We start from the raw sequence: 26448 nt of genomic DNA, 5'->3' as shown, positions 1-26448 counted from the left end.
CACGGCAACATCCTTATTGATGAGCGGGGAACGTCTCGATGTTCAGCCGCTCACCAGAGGGCGCCGGGGTAATGCGCGCCGGCACCCTGGTCAGGCCGAACCGTTTTGAAAGCACACCGTTCTGGTCAAAATAAATTCGGGCATCGAGCGCCACTGACGTATCCGGCACGCTCCCTTTCACCAGAATAATTTTGCTTATCAGGGTGTCGGGGACCTGCCGTTTCATCCAGGCGACCTGGTCCGGATCGTCACCGTCGATAAAGTACAGCGTCTGCATAAAGGGGACCGTTTTCAGCGGATTCAGAACGTCGCCTTTGCGCGCGAACACCCGCCCGTTGTGATCTTTCAGGTCCTCAGTCAGCCGGATACTGGGGTCGAACCAGCGCTGTTCATACTTATCCGCTTTCCCTACTCCCTCAACCGGCGCCGGTCGCTGGCTGTTCTCAATCACGCGTCCTTTGAAAGCTTCCATTTCCTGCGCCCATTTCCCCGACTTCTGTAGCGCCTCGAGACGCTGAGTAATGAGCGTCAGCATGTCCTGCTCCTGAACCGGCCATAGATCCCCCCAGGTTCCCAGGTCAGCCGCCGGCACGCCCGGGGAAATCAGGCAAAACGCCAGCACGGCAATACCGGTGCGTTTCATTCCCGCGCCCCCTTCATTCGGGTGGCAATGTCGGTCTGGATTTTACGGGTGACATCGGGTGCGCCCTGGACCACGGCCGGTGAAACCAGGATCAGGACATGATTCGTTTTCTGATAGTCGGCCAGGCTCTGCTCCAGCGCTGCGTTAAAGCGGTCTGAGAGCGCTTTTGACTGCGCCTCTGACAGCGGCTTCTGACTGACGCTGTCCATAAAACTGTCCAGCGTCTTCTTCATATCGAAGGCCACCACCCGTGGCGCGGTATGTGCCAGCACCAGACGCGTGATAAAGACATTGGTCGCCAGAATGGTGCCCACGAGGGCGATAACGGTCAGACTCCGTCGTAAAGTGAAGAATGTCGTTCTTTGCTGCTCAGAGTTGTTGTCCATCAGGCTACGTTCCTTATGTTGTCATGGGCAATGCGGGCTTCCAGGTCAGACATTTCTGCCGGGAAATTCCGGCTGGCCAGCTCGTACACCGCGTCGTGAATGTCCGTTCCCTGCTTTTTGCGACCTTTGATGTACTCGAAATCGGCCCCGCTTGAGGAGTACATTGCGCGGCTGAGGGGATCGACGAACAGACGATGCCAGGATGTATGTGCCTCCACCTGCAGCATGAAGGAGCTGAACCACTGGTCTTTGGCTGACCCAAAGCTGTTAATCATGTCCCGCTGCATTTGCGTAAACTGATCCGGGTAGAGCTGGTTATATTTGGCAAACTCTTTGGCAGACTGCTTAAGGATGACTTTGTATGAGGAGTTACCCCAGGCCGCCCGGGCCGCACTGGATGCGGTGGGTGAGTCGAAATCCACAATATTTTGCGTGATGGTGATATATGACCCCAGGTGGCGGCGCGCGGTACGGTAACCCTTCTCAATAAAGGTGCCGACTTTTTCGTTTTTGAAGTCCAGCAGCCGCCAGCCCTCGTCAATGACGTTCAGTTTCTTCAGGCTGCGGGGGGACTGATACATCCGGTTTTCGATATAGATAATCAGCGAGAACATGACCGCGACCAGCAGGGAAGGCCGCGATTCAAGACCGCCCAGCTCGAGGACCACCATCCGGGCATCATCGTGCAATGACGGTTCATCGGAGTTGAAGTAATCGCCGTAGATACCATTCACCGTGTACTGGTCGAGCAGAATAATCATCTCGTCCAGGCGGCTGCGAATGGTCGGTGACTCGGCGTACTCCTGACTCTCTTTCGCGGTTTTGAGAAAATCGACCACATCATCGATACGGGCCTTATTACGCTTGCTCAGCCAGGCCGCCTGCACCGCCTGCAGCAGCAGACCTTCATGCACCTCATCCAGGTTGCCGTTCGGGCTCGCCATCACCGACATCTGGTCGCGGATACGCTCAGCCGACAGGTCAAAATTGGCGTCATCAAGAATGTTGGCAAACGGGTTGAATTTCAGTGAGTCACCGTCGAGGTAAACCCCGCCCATGTTCTCGCATAAGGACTTATAGCCGTCGCCCATGTCGAATACCCAGGCAAAACCGCCAGAGTCCAGCACGCTGCGGATCAGTGGCTGAATAAGGCCGGTTTTACCCGCCCCGGAGGTCCCGCAGACCGCCATATTGAAGTTGGTGTTGTTCATCCCCTCATAGAACAGGTCGATGAACGCCAGCTGGTTGCGATAGGTGGGCGCCAGTAATCCGGCAGGCGCTAACGGACTGTCGGCAACAACCGGCAGCAGGTTGGCCACATTGAAGGTTTCTGCCCGCTTGACGACACCTGCAGCCTGAAGCTCTTTGAAAAGCCCCTCACCGGATTTAAACGGCAGCATGGCCAGATAATTTCGCAGATGGTGGTAACGTGCGGGCAGCAGCTCAAAGCCGCCTTTACGATAGCTGTTGAGGATCTGCTGCTCGGTCGCCAGAGAGGCTTCGGCGTTATCGTCGGTGTAGGCCGTGATATTAAAGAAGTAACTCACCAGAGAGGACTGATTGGTAGCCAGCCGCTGGCGGATGTCCCCCCACTCCTGAACCTCTTTTTCCACTGACGGGAAGTATTTCGCATAAGAGGTTTTGCTTTTTTTCTCCAGATCGAGGTACTTCAGGTTGGCCTCATTCTGGGTCTTCACCTGGTCCTCCACCATTAACGTCAGCGTGATGACAAACGGGCAGGAGATGGAGAGCTCCGGGTTCAACAGGTTGGCGTAGTTGTCCGCACTGGTCCAGAGGAAGGCGATTTCCGGATCGCGGGCCAGATGATAATTGGTAACACGGGTGACTTTCTCTTTACCGTTCCGGTCCAGCAGACCAATCTTCAGGTGGTTTGCAGTGACCTGCATATCAAAACTGTCATCCACACACTGATAATTCAGGTCCTGGTACAGGTCCAGTTTGTAAGGCTTACGGTACATTTCACCCGGATCAGGGTTCACCTGTTCACGCACGATATCGACCAGGCCCTGGGCATCCAGTATCCGCGTTGGAATTTGCGCACCCTGCAGGGAAGCCCGGATGATTTTTACCTGGTTCTCCAGCTCGACGATCTGTGCTTTCGAATGTTTCTTTCGGGGTACACAGCAGGAGATAAAGACACGGTAGTTACGCAGAGTCAGGGGTAAATCCATCCCCGGAGGCAGGGAGAACTGTGTTTCAGCCGCCCGAAGATAATAGGCGCGGGTAATGGCATTAAACTTTTTGGCCTCTTTACCGCTCCAGCTGAACTCCCGTAACCCATACTCAATATCGTCCCCGACCAGCTTGCTCGAGATAAGATTAATGGTCACCGGAACACCGCGGGGAATTTTGGTTCTCAGCAGGTTTTCCAGCGAGGCCACGATATGTGCGTTAGCGCCCGGTAAAGGTCGGGCCTCAAACATAAAACCGACGGTTTTGGCATTAATAAACAGTCCGGTCGCAGAGTCATAATCCTTATAGGGCAAAACCCGGCTGAACTGTGGGAAATTCATGCTGCCCAGCATGTCGTTGGCTTTGGCAGATTCGTCGGGCAATTTAAACGCAGACACCAGCGAATTCACGGCCTGAGCAACGGTATCCATCAGGTTATTACTCATGCGAGCGTTCCTTAATGAGGGTGTTAATTAACCATCTAAAGTAGAAAACAGATTATCGTGAAAATATCAGCATTAACGGTTAAATCACCGCAGGAGAAGGTAAGCAGGCATAAAAAACAGCAATAACATGGAGGCCCCCAGTTGCCAGAAGAAAATAACGTCCCACAAAAGCACCCCCTTCCATAAACAGATAAGAAGCGTAAGAACTAACGCAGCCACATGAAAACCAACAATAGACCAAAAGAGTACTGCTGAGATTTCACTACCACTGTCTTTAATTCGTAAACAAGCAAGATAGAACACCAGTAAGCCACAGATAATAAACACACCGTCATGACGAATGCTCTGAATGAAATCAGGCGTGTACTCTCCCGCCAGTCCGTTATAAGTAAACCTGACTACCAGATAAACAAGCCAGTAGATAACAGGGACAAACAAAGACCCGTATTTTGTAACAAACCCCATTGTCATTACCCCTTTCATTTATTGATACCATTCAGAGCTTTCAGTTGTTTTTCGCTTTCACCGCACTCTGATGCTATTTTATTCACTGCGCGGAGTGTTAATGGCTTCGGATTATTAAGAAGTGCTTTCCTGAAAGCTTCACCGGCACAGGGGATTTCATGAGAAAGAGCCAGTAACTGTTCTTCAGTCGCTGTTTTGTTATCTCTGTAATCATCGTAGAAAAGGTACAGCAGGCCACCCAGCAAAAACACCGGGACAATCCAGTTAATAACATGTCTAACACCGCATGCTCTTTTTGTATTCATTTGTTTTTAACCTTATACAGCTCCCACTGGCGGATATACTCATCATACTGAAGCCTCGGCACATTAATGATGATGCCGACACAGTCCAGTTTATTCACTGGTTCGGTAAACGTGCCTGTCGGGATGTTCACCTCCAGGAGCTTGCAGTCATTCTTCCAGTGTCTCCCGGCTTCGAGCTCTTCCATCGTGAATGCCCCTCTGGTAAAGACGACAACCGTGACAAACGCAGCCAACGTTATAAGCACACTAAAGATAAATGTATTACCTCTGTTGACTCGCAGATTAATTTTTTTAGGGATGATAAACATGGCCAGTGCCACGACAAACCCGGCAAAGATAAGAAATAAGCATACACCATTTAGCCAGGCAATATTAACACCGTCGATATAGTAAGCAGTCATTTCCCACCCCGGTGTATAGAGTCCATCGCATCGTTCAAAGACTCACTGGTTTTGATTTCAATGCAGTACCAGAGTCTGATGCAAATAAAATGATATTCTTTCACTATCGTCTCAATCGAGATTATTGAAATTGCATGACTTCCAATCCATTCATTCATATCAGCAGTGGCTTGCGTTTCATCACGAGAGATAAAGAATGAACTCTCTTTATCGCCAGGAAAGTCTATAAAGTTAATCATCCTGTATCACTCCTGATTTTTGGATTTGTCATAAGCAGATATGGCCATGTCGTACCTGTCCGTCGCGACATTAACAACAATACCTGAACAATCCAGTCGGTTAATGTTACTGGTTAAAAAGCCGGTAGGAATATCAACCTCCTTCAGGGTGCAGTCAGTCGACCAGTATTTACCGTCCCTAATTAAGTCATCATCGCTGGGTAAAGATTCCTTGTAAATTAATAAAGCAATTATCAACACGCCAGTCAGGCAACAAAAGAAGTTTAAAACGTTATCATTACCCATAATGCTCTCCAGAAGAAAAAACACGCTACCGCCCATCCCTTTCAACGCACAGGGCACTCGTTTTAAATCCGGTATTAATTCAGTATTCACAGCGCCATTAACGGCGCTGCTAATTAGTTAATGCGGGGCTGGCCCCACGCCGATGGTGTAACAACAAATACAACCGTTGTGGGCTGGTGATAGACATCCTCAGAATCAACGTAAGGCGCTATCCATAATGATGCTGTTTGCTCACCCTTTCTTAGCGGCCTTGGATAATTACCGGGTACCGTAGACGGAGAGGTATAGGTACCAACACTAACCGGCCTGATATATACCGGAGCAGTCCGGGTTCTCAGGACGTCATCATGATTGACCGGTACCGTATTCAGGAACCCGGATTTATTGCTCACCGTCACAGCGGGCGCAGTATTTCGCACCGGTTTAATGACTGGCTGCGGCGGCAGCGGGTATGAGTTTGGCGAAGACGTCCTGAAATTTCCGTCAGCCAGTCGTGGCAACCCTGCCGCAGCCGGCTTTGCTGATGCGTGTTCCTCCAGGGCTTTTGCTTTCTCATTCGCCTGCTCCATCGTCATACAGGTATCGGATGTTGTGGCATTACATTCAAAATCGGACTCTGTGCCCGCGCACCCGGTTAAGAGCAAAGCGCTGCCCAGAGGAATTAACAGTATTAATTCCTTCATGTATTCCCCTTTATATTCCTGGTGGGTTATTTATGGTGATTAACCCTTGTTCATGCCCTGACTTACTGACCTGAGTTTTCGCCCCCCGACATGGCTCCCGGCGAGAACTGATGCGGGTCAAGTTTGCCCAGCTTCTTCAGCATCTCATCGGTATTAAAACCATTCAGGTTCCCGCCGGATTGCTGTGACCTGCTCTCAGGTTGTTCGGGTTGCTGCGGGTTCTGCGCCTGCTGTTGTCCATTTTTCTCCGCTTCAAGCTCCTCAATAGTTTTCAGCTGGAAACCGTCCTGAAACACTATGGTGACTTCGTTGCCCGCACCGATCGGGATCACCGCGTGATACTGCTCAGCGCGTTTGATGTAGTAATCGCCTAACGTCTGTGCCGCTTTCGATGATCCGCCGCCAATCCCCATTTTCAGGACATCACCGGCGCCAACGGAGGCTGTGGCACCCAGACCAACAGCTGGCTGCGAAGCTCGCTCAATCCCCTGACCAATCCCTTCAACAAAGCCTGCCCCCCAGGCCCAGCCGAGGATTTTTCCGTTACGCATCACCACTTCCCCTTTTATGCCATTCTTGCCCATGAAGGAGACGTGCCCGGCTATCGGCTGGTCGATAGTTTTGTCGCCTTTGATACAGCTGATATTGCGGGTGCGAACGATGGCGCGCTCACTCGATACGTCCCCCCAGGCTTCGAGGCCGACAAAGCAACCTGTCAGGTCATAGGTTTTGCTGTTCGGCATTTCCACATGCCCAATAATTCTCAGCGACATCGGTACGGTTGATTCATTCCCGGTAACGGAAGCGTTGGCATCAGCACCTTCGATCAGCTTGCTTTTGGCAAAGCTGCCTGACGGAATGTAGGGCAGTGACTTCGTTTTCTTACCGCGGTCATAGCTGAACGTTTTGCGCTGTATCTGGTTCGGTACCGGTACGGACTGATAGCTAACCTGTGGAGCCTGCACGGTGCCATTGCCAGGATAGAACGCTGTTGGCGGAGGGACTGCACCACCAGACTGCGCGGGGAAATTTGCCGGCTGCGGCTCCCCTTCCGGTCCCGGCGGCGGCGAGGGTGGCGAAGGCGCAGGCTCGCCGCCAGACACGGCCGGTTTCACGCCCAGCGTCTTCAGTTGCTCCTGCATGGCCACATTTTCATTGCTGAGTTTGTCGATACGGATCTGGTCTGCGCTGCGCGCTTTACTGAGCAAATCCACTTCCCCCTGCAGGGCGCCAAAGCGCTTATTCAGATCTGCTGCAGTGGCCTGCATTTCCGTGGTCGCATGTTGCTCCACCTTACTGTTGAACTGGCTGTCCACCACCCCGGTCATGTCCGGCGCCGGTTCACCCTGTACGGGGGCTTCTTCTTCTGAACTCAGATTCAGATCGGACAGATACATCCCGCCAGCAATCGCACATGCACCACCGACAAGAATGAGGACCAGCCAGAGATACTGTTTACGTTTGATTAGCGTATTAAAGTTGGCCATCAACGTGACTCCTCTGCCGTGGTGATCCAGACCTGCATGCGACCACCGCCAACCAGCTGACTCGCGGAGCCACTGAGCATGATGGCGCGCGTTCCCGCCTGCCAGAAATCGCTTTCCCGGATGTTTCGCGCCGACAGCGTTACATTTTCAACGTTGTACAGAACAACTTTAAGATGGTGACCGGTCCAGACCCGGGCCGCCGTGGCGCGAAGGCCGGCAGGCACGGATAACACTTCTGATGTGACAGGGATGGACTGGTATTCATCAGGGATCTGACCCTGGCGAACAGCGCGGTTCAGCGAAACAAGAACGCTTTCATACGGGTTGGATTCCTCCCATGATTTAGCCGGCCCGGGCGTGCCAGTGAGCTCGGATACCAGCTGGATAGTCCGGCCCACTCCGGCACGCGGCACCGCACGGACAGAAAAGTTGAGGCCGCGCTCTGTTTCCACAATAAACGTGAATGGTTTCTTGCTGACCGTAGCAAGGATCGCACCGCCACTGTCGGTCTGCTCCTGGTTCGTCAGCCCGCCATCCAGACTGTTAATGGCGGTGATCCGGTCTCCTGGTACCGTGAAGAGGTTTGGGTCTGTGTTGCTGACAGCGATGTTTGCCTGTCCGCCGTTGGCCAGGGGTACAACAGTCGGAGCCAGCGTACCGCTGAGGGTAGCCGATATCGCAGGTAGCGAAAAAAACAGGCAACCGGAGATAAATAACGGGTTAATTTTTTTCATTATTTATTTCTCCAAAACGCGCCAGCCAGCTGACACCATCAACACGATTAAACTGCAGGACGTAACTTTTAATTTCACTGTAGGGCGCAGAATCCCCTATCCAGGTTTTCAGTTCTCCACGGTAATCCACCCGATTTTCTGCCGGATACGCACGAACAGACGTCATATAAAAAGTGGAGTTCACGTTATTGTCTTTTATCCGCTTCGCATCTTCAGCCAGCTGGACCTTAAGACTGTTCTGTGAGGCAGGTAATACATACCGGAGCAGTTGTTGATGCTGGGCGTCGACCGTTTCCGGCGTGACATTCAGACGTAATGCAATAAAGCTCATGCCCAGTTGTTCAAGATAAGAAGCGTCCGCCTGATTCTGAGAAACAGCGAAAGGCGCATTGAACAGCATGGGAGTAACCGCCACCTTCTGTTCGTTCTGAAGGCGGTAGTTATTAATCCCCAGAATGATATTGGTAGACAGACTGAGAAGAAGGACTGTCCCCATACAGATATATCCCAGCGCAATGACACGCGAGGTGCTGAGTCGGGCGCCATGTTCCATGTGTTATTCCCCACTGTTTTATTTAATCCACTGCCGGAAACAGGAGTCCGGGATATCGTGAAAAAATCCTTTAAGAAGGGATGTCGGCAGATACCAGTAAATAAGGTCGCGCAACCAGGTACTGCCCCGCCCTTTTTTGAGTTTCTTAATACCCCAGAAAACCAGTACCGCTGCAGCTATACCAAAGAGGAACTTACTGGTCCAGAAACCCCAGCCGAGGCAAATGACGGCCGGGATAAGCTCATCGAGATATAAACCAAACCAGCGGGACTGGTTTGTCAGTGTTTCCGGGAAACGGTATTTCTTTAATTCGTCTCCCGTCATCACCTTTATCCTGTTAGTAACCTGCGACCGACATACCGACGGTAATAAAGGTCGAAATGATGGCGAAGCCAAACAGGAACTTCACGTTTTTGGTCATCATATACATGATGCCGCCCGCGATAACTTCAGCCAGAACAACCCATTTGACCACGCTGGAAGACTTGCCGAAGGTGCCTTTCACGGTGGTATCACCGGATTTCATCAGGTCTGTTGCGGTGGTGGTGGCCATAGCAACGTCCGGGAAGAACGATGCCAGAACTGCCAACGGCAGCGCAGCCTTGGTCACTTTCAGCGCTGTCTTTTTATTGAAAACGCGTGGCAGAAAAGACGGTTTGGTTTCTTCAGAGAAAGCATTTCCCTGAACACTTAATACAGCATTCATATTTATTTCCTTTAAAGAGAATGTATACGTTAGTTAAAAAATCCACATCTGCTCATAATCAATTAGTTTGTTACTTACCTCCTTCATCGAGTTGCTCAGAAAAAATATAGTTTGGGAAGCGTCTGAGATGATCTTTAAGACGCATCGCTACTTCAGTTGATTTAGTTCTGCCACTCCGATTCTTGGCACTAACTAAAACATCATGAGTGGCATCATCAAGGTAAACGGAAACAAGAGTTTTGTTTCCGTTACTGGGATATCTGTTTGACATGAAATTCTCCGTCAAGAAATCTGTTAGACAAATCATTACACAGATACCCATATGAATGGAAGGGTAGAAACTCCCCTCTTTTATTTACACTTTTTTAACACTTATTTTTTCGGAAACATAATCCACAAAGAAAAATATTCTTTTAGTTTTATATATGTACTTAATGAAAATTTCATAGGATGGGAAGACCTCTTTAATTATCTCCCGAGATTTTTCAACCCTTTTCCTTACAGTTGAAGCTGGAAGTTCCACATAGACTGCAGCTTCCATATATGTAAACCCTAAGATAGAAAATGATAATGACTCTAGATTTCTAGTGGGGATTTTTGAAATCACCACCTCAAAATCGATATCATCTTTCAATTGAGTTTTTGATTTAACCAATTTGTTCGATAGAGGAATCTGAATTAACAAATTAATTTGCCACAAAACATAGATACACTCACCTTCAATAAAGATACATTCCATGCGCACCTGGAAATTGTATTTGCCGCAAGAGAAGTTTTTACATAACACACAACCTTTACCTAAAGACATGCAATCAAATTCAAATTGAGAGAGAACGTACTCTAACTTAACTTCACCTACATCAAATAAAGTATTATCAGTTTCAGTCTGGAAAAAATCATAAACTTGCTGAAATGAATCATTAGAATATACCGTTTCATGGCGGTCATTTCTGACACAAACGGATACTGGAGAAGCATGATACAGTGCTTTTATGTGAGAAAGAGCATCCCTTACCGATTGACTTAAGGTGTCATCACCACTACGATCCATCGCACACATAGGTGCCTCCTTAGAAGGTTTCTATGGATAGTTGGTGTAGAGAGGGTCTATCTCTCTACACCAATGTTTCTCAAATTTTAAACTGCCTATAAATTATAAAACCCTGCACCTATAAAGTCATCCAATAAAGCCAGATCTTTATCCTGAATAATTAAAGAAGAAAAGAATAATCGTTCACTTTAAATAAAGAAAACTCAAATTCAATTCAACAAGACACTCTATACGAAAATTCTGATGCTATTACTCCGCTTCCTCCTGCGCATCAGGAAAGAATGTGTGCATAACTTCCTGAACATCATCCTGGATATTTTGAACCATACCCTTCCATTGCCACCTGGGATCATCTTTAACATGAGGACTCAGACATTCTATCCCCAGAACTTTATTTACCGTAAACTGTGTTTTTACCATGCTTTCAAGCAGAGCTCTGTTGAACGCCATCTGATTAAACCCTGATTCTTTTCGTTCCAACTGGGCTTCATAGACACGCAAACCAAGCTCAAGCAACATAGATGCAATACTGGAATAGCTAATATCTTTCTCTTTAGCCCCTTCCGCACGTCTCTGAACTGCAATCGCATTGATTTTTTCTGAAACATTGTCATTAACGTAAACCTGGATTTTCGCCATATCCCCTCTTATTTACCTTCACATGCAAATCAAATACCTTAATTCTAAAACCATGCATTTTCGTGCGATTCACAACTAGATTCACCACAATAAAATGACGACTCCCATCACGAATCACCATCCATTCTTTGACGAATCTAATATAGATTCATGGTGCTTGCAAATAAATGTTTTTCAAAAAAATAGTCTCTACCGAATCGCGAGCAATTCACTAACGACTCTCCTTAGATTCGTATACGAATCGCTTTTACACATTAAAATAATGTACTGCACATTATTATTTTCATAACTGCATGTTCTAAAATACAAATCTGCAAAATTTCAATTTTGCGTAGTGTGTGGTGATTTTGTGGTGAGGAGTGCATATTTGTTGAGTCTGGTTCTGGTCTGGGTTAACGTATTTACAGGAATCGGCCCGGAGGGAGTCTTTTGAGAAAAAAACTGGCGTTTGCTGCCCTGCTATTAATATCCACGCATGCATGGGCCACGGATTGTTTTGATCTGGCGGGACGGGATTACCGGATTGATCCGGATCTGCTCCGGGCTATTTCATGGCAGGAATCGAAATGGGTGGTGGATGCTGTCGGAAAAAATCCCGGAACAGGATACGGTGCCGGACTGATGCAAATCGATTCGCAGCACCATGCCCGGTTATCGGAGTTCGGTATTAAACCGGAACATCTTCTGACGGATGCCTGCCTGAATATTTATACCGGTGCGTATTATCTGGCGCTGGCGTTTAAGAAGTGGGGCGTCAGCTGGGAGGCGGTCGGTGCCTACAACGCGGGATTCCGCAGAACGGACAGACAGGCGATGCGGCGACTGGCATATGCGAGAAAGATTGAAGCTGTCTATCGGGCCATCAAGGCAAATAAAAACGCGGGACAATCCCGGGCTGTTAAAAACGAAAGACCTCATGAATGAGGTCTTTTTTTCAGATGTATGATTAATCAATCGCCCGCCAGATTAAATGCCGTTCGGGATGATGAATAATGCTGATATAATCTTTCAGCGCATCCTGACGGGAAACCAGATGTTTACAGACGCGGGCATATTCCGGCCCCATATCCGCCACCTGCCACGACAGCCAGTTCATTATCGTCAGCGTGGCAATAATTCCTGCTGCATCGGCGCTGACATCACCGTCAAAATAATTTCCGGGGATGCGCATCCTGTAAGACTGTTTTCCTTCCGGCGCAATGTACCCGGTCTGCGTGGTGATGAACTGAATGCGGTTCGGTGTAATATTCCCGCCGACACCCTGCGGAATAATCCAGTAAGACCAGAATCCGCCATCATAATCCGAATGCTGGCGTAACCAGCTCGCTGCCATATTATCGGCTGACGGTGTAAAAAAGAGGGCCGGGATAAAATCCAGACGTTCATCGCCATCGGTGACGGCATAACGCAGATATTTGTCTGTTTTAAATTGTTCGTCTGATTCACGAGTGGCGGTGTTGACGTTGGTGTTGACGTTCATTGTGTGCATGCTGAATCTCTCCTTTGCGGATTATTAAATCGTTCGACTTCATCACTGAGCGGCAAAGGGCAATTTGCAGCCGACGGGGAGAAAATAAAGGGGCGCGGAGCGTTTATACACCCCTTTATTTTTACCACGGCGGATGCTAAAAGCCGCCCTCCGCGAAAAGGTGATGTCGGGCGATATAGCGCGGGGCTGAGCATGCACACAACCCGGAGCGTCAATTCGGTCTTTATCGAATTCACGTTCCGGCCATCAGAGTGGCGTGTATTTATCGCCACGGTGAAAGCGGCGCATCCTGATAAGGATGCAGCAAGCGCGATTCTGAATTTGCGTCAGGATGGAAGCCCGACAGGGCAGAGACAGCTTGCTGGCTCTGTTCACGACAGCCGTGTCCCGCAGGGACGACGCCCGGACCAGTATTTATTATTTTCAGTGCAAAGGATAAATACCAGAAGAGATAAACAGCAGGATGCCGGATGAAATATAACAGTGACAAATAAATAATACTGAAGAGAGAAACCCGCGACGGACTAATGCGGGCGGCGTGTAGCGCAGCCGGTATTAGTCTGCACCGCAGGTGCGCGGCCTTTTTTCCGCAGTCGGGCAGGTTATCCCCTGCCCTTCCGGTTATTTACGCAGCCTCCTGTATCCCGCGTATAAAGTCCCGCATCGCCCTGAACCGGTTCAGGTCAGCCAGCCGTTTTTCAAAGTCATTGAGATAGTACACGGGAGTGTATCTTACCCGCCGGAACTGCATCGTCAGGGTGTTGCCCGTAACCACTTCGGCGGCAATACCCAGCAGAGAAAGCTGGATGAAGGCCATATCCGCCGCCACCGGATCGATATCGATGCAGCTGCCAAACATGTGCATGGAAGGGTTGATATCCGCTTCAAGCAGGCACTCCGCATACGCAATCAGCATCCCGGCGGCACCACAGGCCGGGTCGCTGACCGTTGCTATTCCTTCCCGGCGGATAGTGTCCCTGACGCCCGGCATCAGCATCCGCGCCATCAGGCACTGGACCGAATACGGGGTAAAATATTGCCCGCGAAAGTTATCACCGAGTTCAAGCGCCATGAAAATGGCCCCGAGAAAATCATGAAATTTCGCTTCAAGGGCGCATACCATCAGGCAGAACATCTCCTGCATGTTCGCGATATCTGACGCATCGTATCGCGCACAAATTTTCCGGCAGTGCGCCATACTCTCCGGCGTTCTGATGCGGGCCATATCCAGTTCACTGGCGGCAAGTGACAGAAAATCACTGAACACTTCCCAGCGTCCCAGGTGGTGGCCCGTGGATTTAAACACGCGGATAAAGCGGCTCCGGCTGTGCTGCTCACTCATCATTCGCTGAACAGAAGGCACTACTTCCACGACCTGCGGCCTGACCTGAATCACAGGGGGATTGTCTGCGGTTTCTCTGGCCATGTTAAAAAAATCGGCAAAACTCAGCTGTGACATGACGTTATCTCAGGTAATGCCGCCCCAAAGGGGCGGCGTGTTTCACATCACGCGAGGCCGAGGCCAGCGTAAACCACAGTCATAAACTGCTGCCAGTACTCCAGCTTCAGGGCCGGAACTCGGGCGCGTTTACCACAGCGCAGGGCATTTACAAACGCGTTCGCCTGTGCGACGATTTGCGGGTCGAAATTCATAGATTTTTCCTCTGTAAATTTTGATAAGCCAGATTCATCGTTTCTGAGGCGTTAAAATCCGGCGTGAAAGGGCAGGCGTAAGCCTGCTTTTTTCATTTCAGCGTCAGGTTAAATTCCTCCTTAATGCGCGTCTTAATCTTCGCATGGCTCAGGTTGCACACATCCCGCAGCCGGAAATATCTGGCTCCGCAGCGGGCATAAATCTCTGTCACGTCACCGCAGACCATCTCCTGCAGCATGAACGTCTCCCAGACGCCGTTATCACTCGTTGACCAGTTGAGCGGGTACATCAGGCCCAGCGCGTCGTGGAAGGCGTGAACGTCGATTTCAGCGGGCGCTTTCACCGCCGCTTTCTGGCGACTCAGCCAGTACTCGCGCTCAGCTTCGGCGGTGGCCTGCATTCCCGGACGGGCTGAGGATTCGGTGAGGTGTAAGTGCATGATTTTCTCCTTCGGGGGTAAGAGGTGGCAGCAACATGCCGCCACCCGTGTTTGTCTACTCGTTTGCCGCCAGTTCACTCATCAGCACATCACGGGCTTCCTGCGCGTGCTCTTCCTCGGCTATTGTCAGCAGATACCCGCGTTTTGCCGCCGCGCCCATCAACACCGGGCGGTCTTTCAGCGGCAGCGCGTCCAGATAATCCAGCGCATCGCCCAGCACGCGCGCCTGATACAGCTCGTAGTGCAGCCCGCAGCAGCGCCCTGCCTCTTTCTCGATGCGCGCCAGCACCACATCGGCGCGGATAACATCGAACGGGTTAGCGGCGTGGATATTGCGCACAAAGCCATTAGTACGCAGAACGGACGATTTGGAATGAACGAGGCGGGTATTCATGAGTGTTTTCCTTTTTCTGACTTTCAGGTTTTAAAACCATCACCCGTTGAGTTGCCGGGCCGCGGTTTTGACGTTTTGCGGGGACCTGCTGCTCTGTTCCCCTGGTTGTTACCTTCACCCGTTTGAGAGCCGTTCGCCGCAAGGGCGTAAACGAGCACCGTCGCTGTCAGATGTCCAGGGCGCGGTTTACCGCGTGCCATTTACCCTGGACGGCTGACAGCGACTGTGCTTGTCTCAGCCCCGGCGAATGGACTCAAAGGGGTGAAACGGCACCAGGTAAGGAAAGAGCAGGAACCCGCCGCAACGTCGGAGAAGCGGCAGCGAAACGGCGTTGCCCCTTACAGCCCGGCGGCCGTTTGCCGGGATGCAGGGAGCGCAGGCCACGGCGCGTAAAAGGGCGGCGCATCCTGACAAGGATGCTGCAAGCCTGCCGTTGACGTCAGACATCAGACACTAGCGATAGCCCGAAACCGCCTGGCGGGTTCGGCGGAGCTTACCGCGTCATTTCGCGGTTAGCGGAGTGTGGCTCGACGACCGGACGCGCAGCGGTCGGGAGCCGAAGGTGTCCCCGGGTCTGGCCTGTCAGAAAGAAACAGCAGAAGAGAGAATGGAACAGGGGAAGATATCAGCAGAACAGCCAGAGTCAGCCCGAAACAGGAATACCTGTCCTGTGACAGAGTGGCCGTGGCGGCGCGTCAGCGCAGCCATGTCACGCGCCGCAGGCAGGTTTTCGGCGGACGGTCAGACAGTGACGGGGGAGCGAATCCCCCGCCAGTGCATCAGACCACCGGCGGCAGCGCCCCCGGATAGTGCCGCGCGATAATGTCGTTCACCTTCTCCACCAGGTCAGGCCGTGTAAAGGTGACGTGCGCGGAGCCTTTTTTGTATGTGCGTACCGTGAAATACTCACACGTGAACACCTCGCCCACACTCGCCGCGCCGCCCTGGCTGATAAACGCGCTCAGGTTTGCCCCCTCTGAGACGCGATTGTCGGGTATGGTCTTTCCGTCGAGTAACCAGAACGGGCGGGCAAGGTCATCGATGCGGTTCTGTGCATACGTGCGCACAGAAAAATACAGCCCGCGATGATTGTCCAGGACACCATCAATGATAATTTTCTTTCCCAGCAGGCACGGGTTATGCGTTTTATAGTCCCATGAGAGGTTGCGGAACACGTCGATCACGCCCTGCTCAAACGTTTCTCCCTTGCTGGCGTTAAGCGCCCGGAACGTGGCGATCACGTTGTCGAGTGTAATTTCGGGGCAGTCGTCGCTGTAGAGCTGCGTGTCCCACTCCTTGCGCTGCGCCTCGCTCATCAGCGTAAACATGCCCGTGTCATTCATCAGGCGCGTCCAGATGTCGCGATCGGCATAACGGCAGATACTGCGTTTTAAGGCGGCTTCCCGCGTGGTGCTGCGGTCGGCTGACAGGCTGCGTTCGATGATGTCGGTCATGCCGGAGATCCACCCTCGCCCGGATGCTTCAAAAATGAGTTTCTGCGCCTCGCGCAGCAGCCTTATGGCTTCCAGAAACGCCGTCACGCCGCTGTTTCGCTGCGCCACAATGCGCTCGACGGGCAAAGACGGGATGACCTCTCCCGCGCCGCTATGGGGGGTAATGTCGACGCTGACCGCCTGTGTGGTGGTGTGATTCATGATGTCCTCCTGCTGCTGTTGCCGCCCCTTTCGGAGCGGCTCACCTGGTTAGTTAAAGGCGCGTGTCAGTTCGAGGGTGCGGAGCACCTGACCAAAATCGGCGTTTTTCATCGCGGGGATGTGAACACCACGCCCCTTTCGTATGCTTTTTGCGATATGCCGCCCGAATGCCCTGAGCGTGGGGTCAATTTCCGGCGCGGGAATATCGACGCGGGGGATGCGTGAATGACGGCGGGGCTTTACAGCGCCGTCAGACGGTGAAACAATAGAAAGGATCATTGAGTTAACTTCCTTTGGTAGTTAATGAAGCCGCAAAAAATCGTTGCTGCGATTTCTGCGGCGTGGAACAAGCCGGGTTTACCCGGCTTTTTTCATCTCTGCGTTTTGCTCTCTGCTTCTTCTGCCTCCTTTTGCACGTTGTCGGTAATGTCTTCGGGATCGCCCAGAAACCAGCCCTGAACAGGTTTGTAACGCTCAATAAACGCCTTAATCGCACCCTTTCCGGTCATGGCTTTCACGCGGGTAAACATCGGAATAACGCCTTTTGCGTCGCGTCCGGTAAAGGTGATCTGATAAACACGCATCGCCTGTGTCTGCATTTTTTCCTCCTGATTTTTAAAGAACATCACCCGTTGAGTTTCATTCGTCGCGGTGTTGACGTTTCGTGGGGTGCCTGCCGGTTGTTTCCGGGTTGTGAACCTCACCCGTTTGAGAACCTTCGCCGCAACGGGAAAGAACAGACACGGGCCGGTGCAGATGTCCGGTACGGAGGCGACATTATTTGTCGGGTTTTCGGCAAAAAATGTCGCCGGAGAGCATCAGCGGTACTGGACAGCCAGGCGGTTTGTGGCGGGATATTCCCGGGCGAAGGGTCTTAAACGGTGAAAGGGCGCACGGAACACCAGGGCAGGCACCCCGGCAACGACGGGGCGCGACGAGCGAAACGGCGTTGCCCCTTACAGCCCGGCGGCCGTTTGCCGGGGTGCGAAAAGCGCAGGCCACGGCGCGTAAAAGGGCGGCGCATCCTGACAGGGATGCTGCAAGCCTGCCGTTGACGTCAGACATCAGACATCAGACATCAGACACCAGCCGGCAGGCCCGAAACCGCCTGGCGGGTTCGGCGGAGCTTACCGCATCCTTTCGCGGTTAGCGGAGTATGGCTCGACGACCGGACGCGCAGCGGTCGGGAGCCGAAGGTGTCGCCGGGCCTCGCCAGTCAGAAAGAAACGGAAGAAGAGAGAAAGCAGCAGGAGGAGATACTCACCCTGTCAGAAAACCGTATCAGGGAGACAAAGGATTTAAGGTCGATAATGCAGTGACAGGATAAAGAGGAGCGCGTCACCTGTATTAGCCCAAACCTGATCTGACGGTTTTCACTGGCAGCACACAATCAAATCTGACAGTCTGCTTTGAGCGATAAACGGAAGTTCGAGATGGTATAATCTCTAAAAACTTCCCTGCTATAAAGTTGCCGACATTCTCAGCGAATAGGTAAGTATCATGATAAAAGGGGCAGATGTGCATCCGCACTACATTTGCTCGCATATTAACGTAGCAGTAGTACAACATCATTTAGAGGAAAATGGCCTAACAGGTTTTAAAACCTTTAATTTTCACTGCTGGTTAAATACATTATTAAAATATTTAACATTAAAATCAATAACTTAATTTTAATTGTCATTTGCTTTTAACCCCCGCAATTTAGAAGTATTATTTTGAGATTAATCCACTTGCCATGCATTCCCCACCACATTTCAAATGTGAATGGGGAATGATTTTAAGGTTATATATCATGGAGTTATTGAAGTTTCTGGCTGCGATTTTAGTAATTTACTTGTTGTTTTTTAGAAAGAAAAAACGTAAATCTCCAAAGTCTTATGCTTCAAGCCCCGTGAAAGCACCGCCAAAAGAGTGGCTCGCCGACATCAAGAATAAAGAGGCGGTTGTGCGAAACGATGATAGTGAAGACGATAACCTTGCAACTTTTACATTGAGCGGTGGCCGGGGTGTTGAACTTCGGGTGACAACCAATCATAACCGGAACACCTCAAAGTCAGCAGGTGCACTGGCTCGATGGGTACTCCCGGGTGAGATGATAACTGTAGCTGGTGTAGCAATTAGCGGTGGCCACATTTACTTGGGGCAACGTATGAAGCCCTCCGGTCAGGAATCAGGCGGCTATTATGACGATGGAAATGAGGCATCATTAATTGATGACACATGTAAGATAAAACCTACTCCTTATCTTTACGAGGACAGTTCATTAGGATACTGGCCCAGTTTTTCCTCTCTTTCCCCAGAAGCACGCGGTGCGTATGTCAGTTGGCTCGCCAGCGATAGGTCTGATCCATCGTGTCCTATCGGCTATGTTTTTATCTACCTCTACGGCCTGGAAAGAAAAGCGCTCGTAGATTCCACTGACCCAAAATTCCCTGATGCTGAGTTCCGTAATCTGTTCAATGAAGTCGCTCGGTTAAGATCGGTATTCATTGAGAATCGATCATTCCGTGGATATTCGGCCCAGTTACTCGAAGCCATGTCTATTCTGCGCACGAACATGGGCTTAGCCACTGAGCACGATAGCAATTCAGGTTTCAGCAATAGCATGCAATTTAAGCTGGCTCTGGCAAAAACTGTACATGAAGGAGTGCCTGTATCAGCTGAACTGGCGTTGAACTGGGTAATAAACCACACCGAGTATTCGCTGCGTACCCCGGCTCGCCGCTGTGCTAAAGAGTTTGCTGCGCTTTTCAAACGGCGTTACACCCTCAAATATGGTGAAGGGATGGTCGTTAAGGCGAATAAAACGCGCCTAAGGTTAGATTACACACCAGCAAGTCCTAGTTTGCGAGGTGTTCGACTTCCTGTTCCCGACCTGCCTGATCCAAGTGCGTTGAAGAGCCCTGTCCAGAAAATTATGACTCTTGCCGACATATGTACGGATGAACTTGATGCTTATAGTCGCTACCTTGGTAGGAAAGGTACGTCAGTCAATGATACGGCTGCAATAATGTTGCTCCCTTCAGAGATCGTTAATGAAAGCGCAGAAAAAATATTAAGCTCATTCAAACGCTGGGCTGATGAGGCGATCCTCGTCAAGGAGGGATTAGTCTCAGTTGCTGATTTTTGGGCACATATGAATGCCAGTTGCCCCAATAAAATCAATAAAAAAGAGGCCGATTTGATGCAGGCCTTTGCTCTGAAGATGGGTTACGGTCTGGCACCTGACCCGTATTATCACCATGTGAAGGCGGATGTTGATGGGACACTTGTTCTATTCCCTGCCGCCGAAGGTGGACGCTTCTCACCTTCTTCTGAATTTATCTCAGCAGTAATGACGCTCAGATTAGGGGCGATGGTCGCCTTGATTGACGATTCTCTTGATCAAGCTGAACAGAAAGTGCTTGAGAATGCCATCAACAACAATACTGGCTTCACCGATGATGAAAAATGCTCTCTACATGCGTATTTAACGTGGCAACTTCATACCCCAGCCAATATGACAGGAATGAAAAGCAGGATTGAGTTGATGGGGGCCGCGGAAAAAGCTGCTGTGGGTAAAGTTATCGTTAGTGTTGCCTGTTCGGATAGGACAATAGCGCCTGCCGAAATCAAACAGCTTGAGAAGATTTATTCAATTTTGGGGCTGGATCCCTCATCTGTCTCGAGCAATATCCATCAGCATTCCGCAACTGAACATGATCTCGTCTCGTCTGTACCAACTGATCAGCCAGCAGTAGGGTTCACACTGGATGCTAATGTACTTGCCCGCCACGAATCTGCCACGGATGATGTTCGTAAATTGCTGAACACAATTTTCACCGAAGAAGAACCGGAAGAGCCAGAAAGCGCTCCAGCCTCATTAACGGAGGCGGGGGGGCTAGACTCCGCACATAGCCAGCTTTATCGCAGTTTGCTGGAGAAAGAACAGTGGTCCCGGAAAGAGGCGACAGAATTGTGCGGAAATTTGAATTTGATGCTCGGCGGTGCGCTTGAGGTGATTAATGACTGGTCCTATGCGGTGGTTGATGCTCCGGTACTGGACGATGCCGATGATGATATCTGGGTTGACCTGGAAATTGCCAAAGAATTAGAGGGATAGTGAATGTCTGTAACACGTATAAGAGTGAAAGAACGCGACGCTATTATTCAGTCACTTAAGTCAGGTGTAACGCCAAGGATAGGCATTCAGCATATCCAGGTTGGCCGCGTGAATGAGATCACCGCTCTCCACCAGGATATTGAGAGGATTGCTGACGGTGGTGCAAGCTTCAGACTTATCATCGGTGAATATGGTTCTGGTAAAACGTTCTTTCTGAGTGTTGTGCGCTCTATTGCGCTAGAGAAGAAGCTGGTGTCAATCAGTGCAGACCTTTCTCCTGACAGACGCATTCACTCATCGGGAGGTCAGGCTCGTAATCTCTATTCTGAGCTTATGAAAAACATGTCCACCAGAAACAAGCCGGATGGTAATGCGTTACTTAGCGTTGTTGAAAGATTCGTTACGGAGGCAAGGAAGGAAGCTGACAAGGACGGCTCCGAGGTTTCATCAGTTATTCATAAACGCCTGGCAGCACTATCAGATATGGTCGGCGGATATGACTTTGCGAAGGTCATTGATTCATTCTGGCGCGGGCATGAGCAGGATAACGAAACACTAAAATCCAATGCTATTCGCTGGTTGCGGGGAGAGTACACCACTAAAACTGATGCCCGTAACGATCTCGACGTTCGGACTATTATCTCAGACGCTTCATTCTATGACTCTTTGAAGCTGATGGGCCTTTTTGTCCGCCAGGCAGGCTATGCCGGTCTTTTGATCAGCCTCGACGAAATGGTGAACCTCTTTAAACTGAATAATACGCAAGCAAGAACAGCGAACTACGAACAGATTTTGCGGATCCTGAATGACTGCCTGCAAGGCTCAGCCGAGAATATTGGTTTTATCCTCGGGGGGACGCCAGAGTTCCTTTTCGATCCGCGCAAAGGTCTTTACAGCTATGAGGCGCTCCAGTCGCGTCTGGCGGAAAATCGGTTCGCGCAAAAAGCAGGTGTGATTGACTACTCGTCTCCCACTTTGCATCTTGCCAGCCTCACCCCTGAGGAACTGTATATTTTACTGAGAAATCTTCGTCATGTTTATGCAGGCGGAGATCCAGAGAATTATCTGGTTCCAGATGAGGCACTGACTGGATTTCTGCATCACTGTAGTAAAACCATTGGAGACGCTTACTTCCGTACCCCCCGTAATACCATAAAAGGTTTCCTGGACATGCTGGCTGTGTTGGAACAAAACAGAACGATGAACTGGCAAACACTAATCGAGGGTGTGGCGATTGAAGAGGACAGGCCCAGCGAAATGGATGACGCCATTATAGAGGAAAGCGATGACGATGACGGACTGGCGAACTTCAAATTATGAGCAGTGCCTATGATAGTCTCGATCCCCGCGTCCGTAAGTGGATTTACAAGCAGGGGTGGTCAACATTAAGGCCCTTGCAGGAGAGTTCTATCCCGGCAATTTTAGCCCGTGATCGAGACGTGCTAATCAGTGCAGGCACAGCAGCGGGTAAAACAGAGGCTTTCTTTCTTCCTGCCTGTTCGGCAGTTGCAGATCTCACTAATGGATTTGGCATCGTCTATATCAGTCCGTTGAAGGCATTGATTAACGATCAGTACCGTCGTCTTGAGAGCCTTGGAGATGTATTGGAAATGCCAGTGACTCCCTGGCACGGGGATGTACCACAAAGCAAAAAGAAGAAGGCTCGGACAAACCCTGCTGGCATTTTACTGATTACACCTGAGTCACTTGAGTCTTTGCTCATAAATTCAATGAGCTGGCTCAAACAGGCGTTTTCGTCAGTCGCATACATCGTTATTGATGAGTTTCATGCTTTCCTTGGCTCAGAGCGTGGTGTACAGCTGCTTTCTCTGCTCAACAGAATTGACCATGTGCTAGGACGCCAGGTAAATCCAATTCCCCGCGTTGCGTTGAGTGCCACGCTGGGGGAACTGGAGAAAGTGCCCGAACTTTTGCGCCCGGACAAACGACTACCCTGCGTAATTGTTACAGATAGTAAGAGCGAGGCCACTCTTCAGGTACAGGTCAAAGGTTATCTGGAGCGAGTGCTCCAAAAAGAAGAAGAACTTCAGAGTTCAGCTGAACATGACGTTTGCGCTGACATTTTTAGACTTTGCCGTGGCGATTCTCATTTGGTCTTTGCAAACAGTCGAAAGCGGACTGAAAGCATTGCTGCCACGCTGAGCGACATGTGTGAGGAACATATTGTTCCCAATGAATTCTTTCCCCACCATGGTTCCCTTGCCAAGGAATTACGGGAAGCGCTTGAAACTCGTCTTCAGAAAGGAAATTTGCCCACAACAGCTGTTTGTACAATGACGCTTGAGTTGGGAATTGATATAGGTAAGGTTAAGTCGGTTATCCAAGTTACGCCTCCGCATACTGTTTCCAGTCTGCGTCAGCGTATGGGACGTTCTGGGCGACGCGACTCCCCATCAGTTCTAAGAATGCTAATTACAGAAAATGAGCTCACTGTGACTAGCAGTATCGTTGACCACCTACGGCTGCATTTGGTCCAGTCGATGGCAATGATCAGATTGATGATCTCTAAACAATGGTTTGAGCCTGCCGATTCCCGGCTGATGCATTACTCCACGCTGCTACACCAGATTCTTGCAATTACCGCGCAATGGGGCGGAGTTCGTGCCGATCAACTCTGGTCACAGCTATGTCAAACAGGCCCGTTCCGTAATGTGGATATAGGCGATTTCAAAAGCCTGCTTAAACATATGGGGGCATGTGGCCTGCTCACTCAACTCGCTAGTGGAGAAATGGTTGTTGGGGCAGAGGGGGAGAAACTGACTAACCATTACACGTTTTATGCCGTGTTCAACACACCAGAAGAGTTCCGCATTGTCACCGGAAACAGAACCCTTGGAACAGTGCCTGTGGACTCCCCACTGCTACCAGATCAACACATCATCTTCGGTGGGCGGCGCTGGAGAGTGACAGAGATCGAGACAGAGAAAAAAGTTATCTATGTAGAGGCGACCAAAGGCGGTCAGCCACCACAATTTAGTGGGGGGGGAATGTCTGTTCATGATGCCGTTCGTCAGGAAATGCTCGCTATCTATAGGGAAGGTGATTACCGCATAGCAATAGGTAGCGAGAGAGTAGATTATGCCGATTATGCCGCCAGAAGCCTATTTGAGGAAGGTTGTAGTAACTTTCTGCGTTATAACCTGCAAAATGAGTATTTTATTTCGAGTGGGCAACACTGTTATGTAATTCCCTGGATGGGGGATAGAGTTGTGAATACGATTACAGCCTTACTCATACGTTGTGGTTTTAAAGCAAATTCATTTTCTGGTGTTATAGAAATCGATAACTCCAGTGTAGCTTCCGTTCAGAACGCGCTCAAAGAAATGCTGTTTTCAGGCCTGCCATCTGCATTTGATCTTGCCGCAGATGTTCCAGAAAAGTACTTAGACAAATTTGACGAGTATTTACCAGAGTCCCTTCTTACGAAAGGGTATGGCGCAAAGGCATATGAAACAGAAGGTACGCGCATCTGGTTGCAGGAACATCTTAAGTAATCTGGGTATGTAATCAGGGTATAAATAAGACATCTATACCCTGAATATTTTATTTCCCAGTGGATTTACTAGGCTTTAGTCCCGGGGTATTACCAGGCGTATCTTTATTATCACGTCGACGTTGATCCGGTTTTCCTGTCGATTTAGCAATTGGTTTTGGACCAGGTTTAAGACCCATGATAGTTATCCTTTAGAGGTGTAAGAGAGAAGCCCTCAACATTGATATATTGGATAATGTGAAATTTTTCAATGGAAGCGATCAACATTCCAATGATTAACTCGATATTGTGAACTGTGTCCGCTTCTGGCACTGAGCGGACTTTCAGTCCAGGTTAAGCTCTGTGCTGTAACAGTGCCAGATCTAGTTTGAACTAATACACGTCATCGCCCCTCTCTTTATCCGGGATTGTGCTTTTTTCTTTCAGACGTTGCAGGCTCCACATCGATGCGCGCCTGAACCGGGCCTCACCCGATTCAGGTCTGAGATTTTCCCCAGAAATAGTCTGGTCGCCTCTCAAGCTCCCGCTCAATCAGTTCCTCAGCAAACAGAGGCGCTATTCGGTTAACCCGCCGCGCCAGATTCCGGCGGCGTGTGGCGGCTTTACGCTCATCACTCCAGCGCCTGATCTGCCGCTCATCGGGAAAATCCACGCACACCGCATACCCGGCACCCGCTATCCACAGCGACATAATGGATTCGGGCGCAGGCTGTCCGGCCTCCACCACTTCGGATGCCAGTTCATGCGGACCGGGACACGGTGAGGGTAATTTCCAGCGCAGGGAGTAACGCCACCTCATCCCCGCCTCCGATCTGTGAGCTTGTTCGGCACCTGCCAGCGCTCTGCCTGACGCACAGCCTCCGGGGTGTCACTCACAATGAAGCCGATTTCATGAATGACCCCGTACAGCGGCTCACCAGCGTCACGCAGCCAGTCCAGGGAAGCCAGCGAGGCAAACCGCGACCGCCAGTGCCAGAAAGCCGGCTCCAGCTCGCGCGCGTCAAACTCTTCGGCCCATCGGCGGTACCAGCTGCTGACCGTCTCCGGGGACTGAAAGTTCAGCTCCGTGACGGCCTGCCCCAGCAGGTTCTGCCGCAGCCGCCAGTGATGTGCCAGCGTCCGCTCTTCCCGGCGCATCCTGCGGGTGAACTCGATGTTTCTGCGCTGCAACCGGCGTTCAGTCCGGGTGTGCAGCACCTCCGGGAACAGTTCAGCCTGAACATCCACCGGCAGCGGCAGCGGGCAGCACTCCCCGTGGCTGGCAATCAGTTCATCAAGCGCCTCCTCCACCTGTTTGAGGCTGCTCAGGCGATGCTGCGGGTCCCAGTTGAGGCCGGGAATGCGCTGCGCCACGGTCGTGTTCATGCGGCTGTTCCCGGTCAGAAGACGCAGAAAGGTGCGCACGTGTGGCATGGCGGGCAGACGCGCACCGAGACGGCGGGATTCCTCCACCGACAGGACCGCCTGTAGCGCTGCCTGTCGGGCTGGCTTCAGGGTCACCAGAGACGTTGTTGATGCGTTCACTGTGCGCCCTCCATGACCAGCATGCTGATGATGCTGGCCTGACTGTAGCCATCAGCATCGAGCCGGGCGACCAGACTCAGCGTGTGGCTGATGGCTTCCGGCGACCAGTCAGACAGAGTGCTGATAACCGAGAACGGACGACCGCTGGCAGGGACAAACACCACCATCCAGGCCGGGGAGATATCGCCGGGACTGCATACGGCGAGATGGAAATTGCCATGTGACGGCGTGAAGCGGATTTGTACCGGGAAAAAGCCCCCGAACTCGCTGCGGTACTCCCCGTTCATGTCCCAGTTATCCGGGCAGTTCAGGTCACGCATCACGGCATGGGTCAGTTCGCGGCGCAAATCCTCCCCTCCTTCGCGCCAGTCTTCGTACTCCTGTGGGATCATGGTGTTCAGGACTTCGGGGGTAATAGTATTGCGCATCATCGTCTCCTTATCGCCGCCCCGCAGGGCGGC

Annotated in this window: 33 protein-coding genes and 2 pseudogenes; 7 read left to right on the top strand and 28 right to left on the bottom strand. The window is 50.9% G+C overall.

Going from position 1 to position 26448, the window contains the following annotated elements; genetic code table 11:
- Nucleotides 1–13 precede the first annotated feature (13 nt).
- From traW to traM, 17 genes are all read right to left on the bottom strand, one after another.
- Nucleotides 14–643, bottom strand: coding sequence for a type-F conjugative transfer system protein TraW (gene traW / locus Electrica_RS27305; protein ID WP_142255958.1), 630 nt, complete (start codon nucleotides 641–643; stop codon nucleotides 14–16).
- On the bottom strand, nucleotides 640–1029 hold the full coding sequence (gene trbI, locus Electrica_RS27300; RefSeq protein WP_032744089.1) for a type-F conjugative transfer system protein TrbI: 390 nt from the start codon (nucleotides 1027–1029) through the stop codon (nucleotides 640–642). The genes traW and trbI overlap by 4 nt, the downstream gene beginning before the upstream one ends.
- Nucleotides 1029–3668, bottom strand: a complete 2640-nt coding sequence (gene traC / locus Electrica_RS27295) for a type IV secretion system protein TraC (protein WP_142255957.1) — start codon at nucleotides 3666–3668, stop codon at nucleotides 1029–1031. The genes trbI and traC overlap by 1 nt, the downstream gene beginning before the upstream one ends.
- Before the next feature lie 84 nt (nucleotides 3669–3752).
- Nucleotides 3753–4151, bottom strand: coding sequence for a hypothetical protein (locus Electrica_RS27290; RefSeq protein WP_228267450.1), 399 nt, complete (start codon nucleotides 4149–4151; stop codon nucleotides 3753–3755).
- Complete coding sequence (locus Electrica_RS27285) at nucleotides 4148–4438, bottom strand: hypothetical protein (RefSeq protein ID WP_142255956.1); 291 nt, start codon at nucleotides 4436–4438, stop codon at nucleotides 4148–4150. The genes Electrica_RS27290 and Electrica_RS27285 overlap by 4 nt, the downstream gene beginning before the upstream one ends.
- Nucleotides 4435–4839, bottom strand: a complete 405-nt coding sequence (locus Electrica_RS27280) for a hypothetical protein (protein ID WP_142255955.1) — start codon at nucleotides 4837–4839, stop codon at nucleotides 4435–4437. Before Electrica_RS27280 ends, Electrica_RS27285 begins: the two co-directional genes overlap by 4 nt.
- Entirely contained in the window at nucleotides 4836–5078 is a 243-nt protein-coding gene (locus tag Electrica_RS27275; protein WP_142255954.1) for a hypothetical protein, read from the bottom strand. The genes Electrica_RS27280 and Electrica_RS27275 overlap by 4 nt, the downstream gene beginning before the upstream one ends.
- Before the next feature lie 6 nt (nucleotides 5079–5084).
- A complete protein-coding gene (locus Electrica_RS29080; RefSeq protein WP_224253886.1) occupies nucleotides 5085–5453 on the bottom strand; it encodes a hypothetical protein in 369 nt (122 codons plus the stop codon).
- Between the two features lie 23 nt (nucleotides 5454–5476).
- Entirely contained in the window at nucleotides 5477–6046 is a 570-nt protein-coding gene (gene traV / locus Electrica_RS27265; RefSeq protein WP_095104641.1) for a type IV conjugative transfer system lipoprotein TraV, read from the bottom strand.
- 62 nt (nucleotides 6047–6108) lie between these two features.
- On the bottom strand, nucleotides 6109–7533 hold the full coding sequence (gene traB / locus Electrica_RS27260; protein ID WP_142255953.1) for an F-type conjugal transfer pilus assembly protein TraB: 1425 nt from the start codon (nucleotides 7531–7533) through the stop codon (nucleotides 6109–6111).
- Nucleotides 7533–8267 (bottom strand): type-F conjugative transfer system secretin TraK, encoded by a 735-nt coding sequence (gene traK, locus Electrica_RS27255; protein ID WP_142255952.1) that lies wholly within the window; start codon nucleotides 8265–8267, stop codon nucleotides 7533–7535. The genes traB and traK overlap by 1 nt, the downstream gene beginning before the upstream one ends.
- On the bottom strand, nucleotides 8254–8820 hold the full coding sequence (gene traE, locus Electrica_RS27250) for a type IV conjugative transfer system protein TraE (RefSeq protein ID WP_032744110.1): 567 nt from the start codon (nucleotides 8818–8820) through the stop codon (nucleotides 8254–8256). Before traE ends, traK begins: the two co-directional genes overlap by 14 nt.
- 18 nt (nucleotides 8821–8838) lie before the next feature.
- Nucleotides 8839–9144: a type IV conjugative transfer system protein TraL gene (gene traL, locus Electrica_RS27245; protein WP_032744112.1), complete on the bottom strand. Its 306-nt coding sequence runs from the start codon at nucleotides 9142–9144 to the stop codon at nucleotides 8839–8841.
- Nucleotides 9145–9157: 13 nt separating this feature from the next.
- Nucleotides 9158–9526, bottom strand: coding sequence for a type IV conjugative transfer system pilin TraA (traA, locus tag Electrica_RS27240; RefSeq protein WP_142255951.1), 369 nt, complete (start codon nucleotides 9524–9526; stop codon nucleotides 9158–9160).
- A 70-nt stretch (nucleotides 9527–9596) separates the two neighbouring features.
- Nucleotides 9597–9797: a TraY domain-containing protein gene (locus Electrica_RS27235; protein ID WP_142255950.1), complete on the bottom strand. Its 201-nt coding sequence runs from the start codon at nucleotides 9795–9797 to the stop codon at nucleotides 9597–9599.
- Between the two features lie 84 nt (nucleotides 9798–9881).
- Complete coding sequence (locus Electrica_RS27230) at nucleotides 9882–10586, bottom strand: hypothetical protein (RefSeq protein ID WP_142255949.1); 705 nt, start codon at nucleotides 10584–10586, stop codon at nucleotides 9882–9884.
- Nucleotides 10587–10826: 240 nt separating this feature from the next.
- Nucleotides 10827–11216, bottom strand: a complete 390-nt coding sequence (gene traM / locus Electrica_RS27225) for a conjugal transfer relaxosome DNA-binding protein TraM (protein WP_142255948.1) — start codon at nucleotides 11214–11216, stop codon at nucleotides 10827–10829.
- A 429-nt stretch (nucleotides 11217–11645) separates the two neighbouring features.
- Between traM and Electrica_RS27220 the strand changes: the two genes are divergently transcribed.
- Nucleotides 11646–12140: a transglycosylase SLT domain-containing protein gene (locus Electrica_RS27220; protein ID WP_228267449.1), complete on the top strand. Its 495-nt coding sequence runs from the start codon at nucleotides 11646–11648 to the stop codon at nucleotides 12138–12140.
- 22 nt (nucleotides 12141–12162) lie between these two features.
- Here Electrica_RS27220 and Electrica_RS27215 read toward each other — a convergent pair whose 3' ends face one another.
- Entirely contained in the window at nucleotides 12163–12705 is a 543-nt protein-coding gene (locus Electrica_RS27215) for an antirestriction protein (protein WP_064343524.1), read from the bottom strand.
- Here Electrica_RS27215 and Electrica_RS27210 point away from each other — a divergent pair.
- Entirely contained in the window at nucleotides 12700–13179 is a 480-nt protein-coding gene (locus Electrica_RS27210) for a hypothetical protein (RefSeq protein ID WP_142255947.1), read from the top strand. The two genes, Electrica_RS27215 and Electrica_RS27210, sit on opposite strands and share 6 nt — an antisense overlap.
- Nucleotides 13180–13330: 151 nt before the next feature.
- Here the strand turns inward: Electrica_RS27210 and Electrica_RS27205 are convergent, their stop codons facing one another.
- The 4 genes from Electrica_RS27205 to Electrica_RS27190 all read right to left on the bottom strand — a co-directional run bounded on the left by Electrica_RS27205 (nucleotide 13331) and on the right by Electrica_RS27190 (nucleotide 15192).
- Nucleotides 13331–14164 carry an N-6 DNA methylase gene (locus tag Electrica_RS27205; RefSeq protein WP_064343523.1) on the bottom strand — a complete coding sequence of 278 codons (834 nt, stop codon included), beginning with the start codon at nucleotides 14162–14164 and terminating at the stop codon, nucleotides 13331–13333.
- A 47-nt stretch (nucleotides 14165–14211) separates the two neighbouring features.
- Complete coding sequence (locus Electrica_RS27200; RefSeq protein WP_064343522.1) at nucleotides 14212–14358, bottom strand: hypothetical protein; 147 nt, start codon at nucleotides 14356–14358, stop codon at nucleotides 14212–14214.
- A gap of 92 nt (nucleotides 14359–14450) precedes the next feature.
- Nucleotides 14451–14798 carry a hypothetical protein gene (locus Electrica_RS27195; RefSeq protein WP_064343521.1) on the bottom strand — a complete coding sequence of 116 codons (348 nt, stop codon included), beginning with the start codon at nucleotides 14796–14798 and terminating at the stop codon, nucleotides 14451–14453.
- Between the two features lie 55 nt (nucleotides 14799–14853).
- The gene (locus Electrica_RS27190) at nucleotides 14854–15192 is read right to left on the bottom strand and encodes a hypothetical protein (protein WP_064343520.1); all 339 of its coding nucleotides are present in this window, start codon (nucleotides 15190–15192) and stop codon (nucleotides 14854–14856) included.
- Nucleotides 15193–15481: 289 nt separating this feature from the next.
- Between Electrica_RS27190 and Electrica_RS29420 the strand changes: the two are divergent.
- A pseudogene (locus Electrica_RS29420) lies at nucleotides 15482–15590 on the top strand (hypothetical protein); the annotation flags it as partial.
- Nucleotides 15591–15971: 381 nt separating this feature from the next.
- Here Electrica_RS29420 and Electrica_RS27175 read toward each other — a convergent pair.
- The 3 genes from Electrica_RS27175 to Electrica_RS27160 all read right to left on the bottom strand — a co-directional run bounded on the left by Electrica_RS27175 (nucleotide 15972) and on the right by Electrica_RS27160 (nucleotide 17446).
- Nucleotides 15972–16847: a DUF4942 domain-containing protein gene (locus Electrica_RS27175; protein WP_064343519.1), complete on the bottom strand. Its 876-nt coding sequence runs from the start codon at nucleotides 16845–16847 to the stop codon at nucleotides 15972–15974.
- 48 nt (nucleotides 16848–16895) lie between these two features.
- Complete coding sequence (locus tag Electrica_RS27165) at nucleotides 16896–17126, bottom strand: CCDC81 family HU domain 1-containing protein (protein WP_020804025.1); 231 nt, start codon at nucleotides 17124–17126, stop codon at nucleotides 16896–16898.
- Nucleotides 17127–17218: 92 nt separating this feature from the next.
- Nucleotides 17219–17446 (bottom strand): hypothetical protein, encoded by a 228-nt coding sequence (locus tag Electrica_RS27160; RefSeq protein ID WP_022644716.1) that lies wholly within the window; start codon nucleotides 17444–17446, stop codon nucleotides 17219–17221.
- A gap of 282 nt (nucleotides 17447–17728) precedes the next feature.
- On the opposite strand from Electrica_RS27160, the pseudogene Electrica_RS29415 reads away from it, so the two are divergent.
- The 4 genes and pseudogenes from Electrica_RS29415 to Electrica_RS27145 all read left to right on the top strand — a co-directional run.
- Nucleotides 17729–17863: pseudogene (locus Electrica_RS29415) on the top strand (hypothetical protein); the annotation flags it as partial.
- A gap of 776 nt (nucleotides 17864–18639) precedes the next feature.
- Nucleotides 18640–20949, top strand: coding sequence for a tellurite resistance TerB family protein (locus tag Electrica_RS27155; protein ID WP_064343518.1), 2310 nt, complete (start codon nucleotides 18640–18642; stop codon nucleotides 20947–20949).
- Between the two features lie 3 nt (nucleotides 20950–20952).
- On the top strand, nucleotides 20953–22269 hold the full coding sequence (locus tag Electrica_RS27150) for an ATP-binding protein (RefSeq protein WP_048757617.1): 1317 nt from the start codon (nucleotides 20953–20955) through the stop codon (nucleotides 22267–22269).
- Entirely contained in the window at nucleotides 22266–24464 is a 2199-nt protein-coding gene (locus tag Electrica_RS27145) for a DEAD/DEAH box helicase (protein ID WP_064343517.1), read from the top strand. Before Electrica_RS27150 ends, Electrica_RS27145 begins: the two co-directional genes overlap by 4 nt.
- A 474-nt stretch (nucleotides 24465–24938) precedes the next feature.
- Here Electrica_RS27145 and Electrica_RS27140 read toward each other — a convergent pair whose 3' ends face one another.
- From Electrica_RS27140 to psiB, 3 genes are read right to left on the bottom strand one after another with little or no spacing between them, the layout of a single operon-like run.
- Nucleotides 24939–25262 carry a theronine dehydrogenase gene (locus tag Electrica_RS27140; protein ID WP_142255946.1) on the bottom strand — a complete coding sequence of 108 codons (324 nt, stop codon included), beginning with the start codon at nucleotides 25260–25262 and terminating at the stop codon, nucleotides 24939–24941.
- Nucleotides 25259–25987 (bottom strand): plasmid SOS inhibition protein A, encoded by a 729-nt coding sequence (locus Electrica_RS27135; protein ID WP_048757529.1) that lies wholly within the window; start codon nucleotides 25985–25987, stop codon nucleotides 25259–25261. Before Electrica_RS27135 ends, Electrica_RS27140 begins: the two co-directional genes overlap by 4 nt.
- The gene (gene psiB, locus Electrica_RS27130; RefSeq protein WP_142255945.1) at nucleotides 25984–26418 is read right to left on the bottom strand and encodes a conjugation system SOS inhibitor PsiB; all 435 of its coding nucleotides are present in this window, start codon (nucleotides 26416–26418) and stop codon (nucleotides 25984–25986) included. Before psiB ends, Electrica_RS27135 begins: the two co-directional genes overlap by 4 nt.
- Nucleotides 26419–26448 lie beyond the last annotated feature (30 nt).

The sequence above is a fragment of the Klebsiella electrica genome, assembly GCF_006711645.1.
GTDB classification, from domain to species: Bacteria; Pseudomonadota; Gammaproteobacteria; order Enterobacterales; family Enterobacteriaceae; genus Klebsiella; species Klebsiella electrica.
The sequence above is the reverse complement of the archived record's forward strand: the minus strand, read 5'-3'. Positions and strand labels throughout refer to the sequence as shown.

Coding starts and splice junctions, on each gene's coding strand:
- traW (WP_142255958.1), bottom strand. CDS start 643: ATGAAACGCACCGGTATTGCCGTGCTGGCGTTTTGCCTGATTTCCCCG.
- trbI (WP_032744089.1), bottom strand. CDS start 1,029: ATGGACAACAACTCTGAGCAGCAAAGAACGACATTCTTCACTTTACGA.
- traC (WP_142255957.1), bottom strand. CDS start 3,668: ATGAGTAATAACCTGATGGATACCGTTGCTCAGGCCGTGAATTCGCTG.
- Electrica_RS27290 (WP_228267450.1), bottom strand. CDS start 4,151: ATGAAAGGGGTAATGACAATGGGGTTTGTTACAAAATACGGGTCTTTG.
- Electrica_RS27285 (WP_142255956.1), bottom strand. CDS start 4,438: ATGAATACAAAAAGAGCATGCGGTGTTAGACATGTTATTAACTGGATT.
- Electrica_RS27280 (WP_142255955.1), bottom strand. CDS start 4,839: ATGACTGCTTACTATATCGACGGTGTTAATATTGCCTGGCTAAATGGT.
- Electrica_RS27275 (WP_142255954.1), bottom strand. CDS start 5,078: ATGATTAACTTTATAGACTTTCCTGGCGATAAAGAGAGTTCATTCTTT.
- traV (WP_095104641.1), bottom strand. CDS start 6,046: ATGAAGGAATTAATACTGTTAATTCCTCTGGGCAGCGCTTTGCTCTTA.
- traB (WP_142255953.1), bottom strand. CDS start 7,533: ATGGCCAACTTTAATACGCTAATCAAACGTAAACAGTATCTCTGGCTG.
- traK (WP_142255952.1), bottom strand. CDS start 8,267: ATGAAAAAAATTAACCCGTTATTTATCTCCGGTTGCCTGTTTTTTTCG.
- traE (WP_032744110.1), bottom strand. CDS start 8,820: ATGGAACATGGCGCCCGACTCAGCACCTCGCGTGTCATTGCGCTGGGA.
- traL (WP_032744112.1), bottom strand. CDS start 9,144: ATGACGGGAGACGAATTAAAGAAATACCGTTTCCCGGAAACACTGACA.
- traA (WP_142255951.1), bottom strand. CDS start 9,526: ATGAATGCTGTATTAAGTGTTCAGGGAAATGCTTTCTCTGAAGAAACC.
- Electrica_RS27235 (WP_142255950.1), bottom strand. CDS start 9,797: ATGTCAAACAGATATCCCAGTAACGGAAACAAAACTCTTGTTTCCGTT.
- Electrica_RS27230 (WP_142255949.1), bottom strand. CDS start 10,586: ATGTGTGCGATGGATCGTAGTGGTGATGACACCTTAAGTCAATCGGTA.
- traM (WP_142255948.1), bottom strand. CDS start 11,216: ATGGCGAAAATCCAGGTTTACGTTAATGACAATGTTTCAGAAAAAATC.
- Electrica_RS27215 (WP_064343524.1), bottom strand. CDS start 12,705: ATGCACACAATGAACGTCAACACCAACGTCAACACCGCCACTCGTGAA.
- Electrica_RS27205 (WP_064343523.1), bottom strand. CDS start 14,164: ATGTCACAGCTGAGTTTTGCCGATTTTTTTAACATGGCCAGAGAAACC.
- Electrica_RS27200 (WP_064343522.1), bottom strand. CDS start 14,358: ATGAATTTCGACCCGCAAATCGTCGCACAGGCGAACGCGTTTGTAAAT.
- Electrica_RS27195 (WP_064343521.1), bottom strand. CDS start 14,798: ATGCACTTACACCTCACCGAATCCTCAGCCCGTCCGGGAATGCAGGCC.
- Electrica_RS27190 (WP_064343520.1), bottom strand. CDS start 15,192: ATGAATACCCGCCTCGTTCATTCCAAATCGTCCGTTCTGCGTACTAAT.
- Electrica_RS27175 (WP_064343519.1), bottom strand. CDS start 16,847: ATGAATCACACCACCACACAGGCGGTCAGCGTCGACATTACCCCCCAT.
- Electrica_RS27165 (WP_020804025.1), bottom strand. CDS start 17,126: ATGATCCTTTCTATTGTTTCACCGTCTGACGGCGCTGTAAAGCCCCGC.
- Electrica_RS27160 (WP_022644716.1), bottom strand. CDS start 17,446: ATGCAGACACAGGCGATGCGTGTTTATCAGATCACCTTTACCGGACGC.
- Electrica_RS27155 (WP_064343518.1), top strand. CDS start 18,640: ATGGAGTTATTGAAGTTTCTGGCTGCGATTTTAGTAATTTACTTGTTG.
- Electrica_RS27150 (WP_048757617.1), top strand. CDS start 20,953: ATGTCTGTAACACGTATAAGAGTGAAAGAACGCGACGCTATTATTCAG.
- Electrica_RS27145 (WP_064343517.1), top strand. CDS start 22,266: ATGAGCAGTGCCTATGATAGTCTCGATCCCCGCGTCCGTAAGTGGATT.
- Electrica_RS27140 (WP_142255946.1), bottom strand. CDS start 25,262: ATGAGGTGGCGTTACTCCCTGCGCTGGAAATTACCCTCACCGTGTCCC.
- psiB (WP_142255945.1), bottom strand. CDS start 26,418: ATGATGCGCAATACTATTACCCCCGAAGTCCTGAACACCATGATCCCA.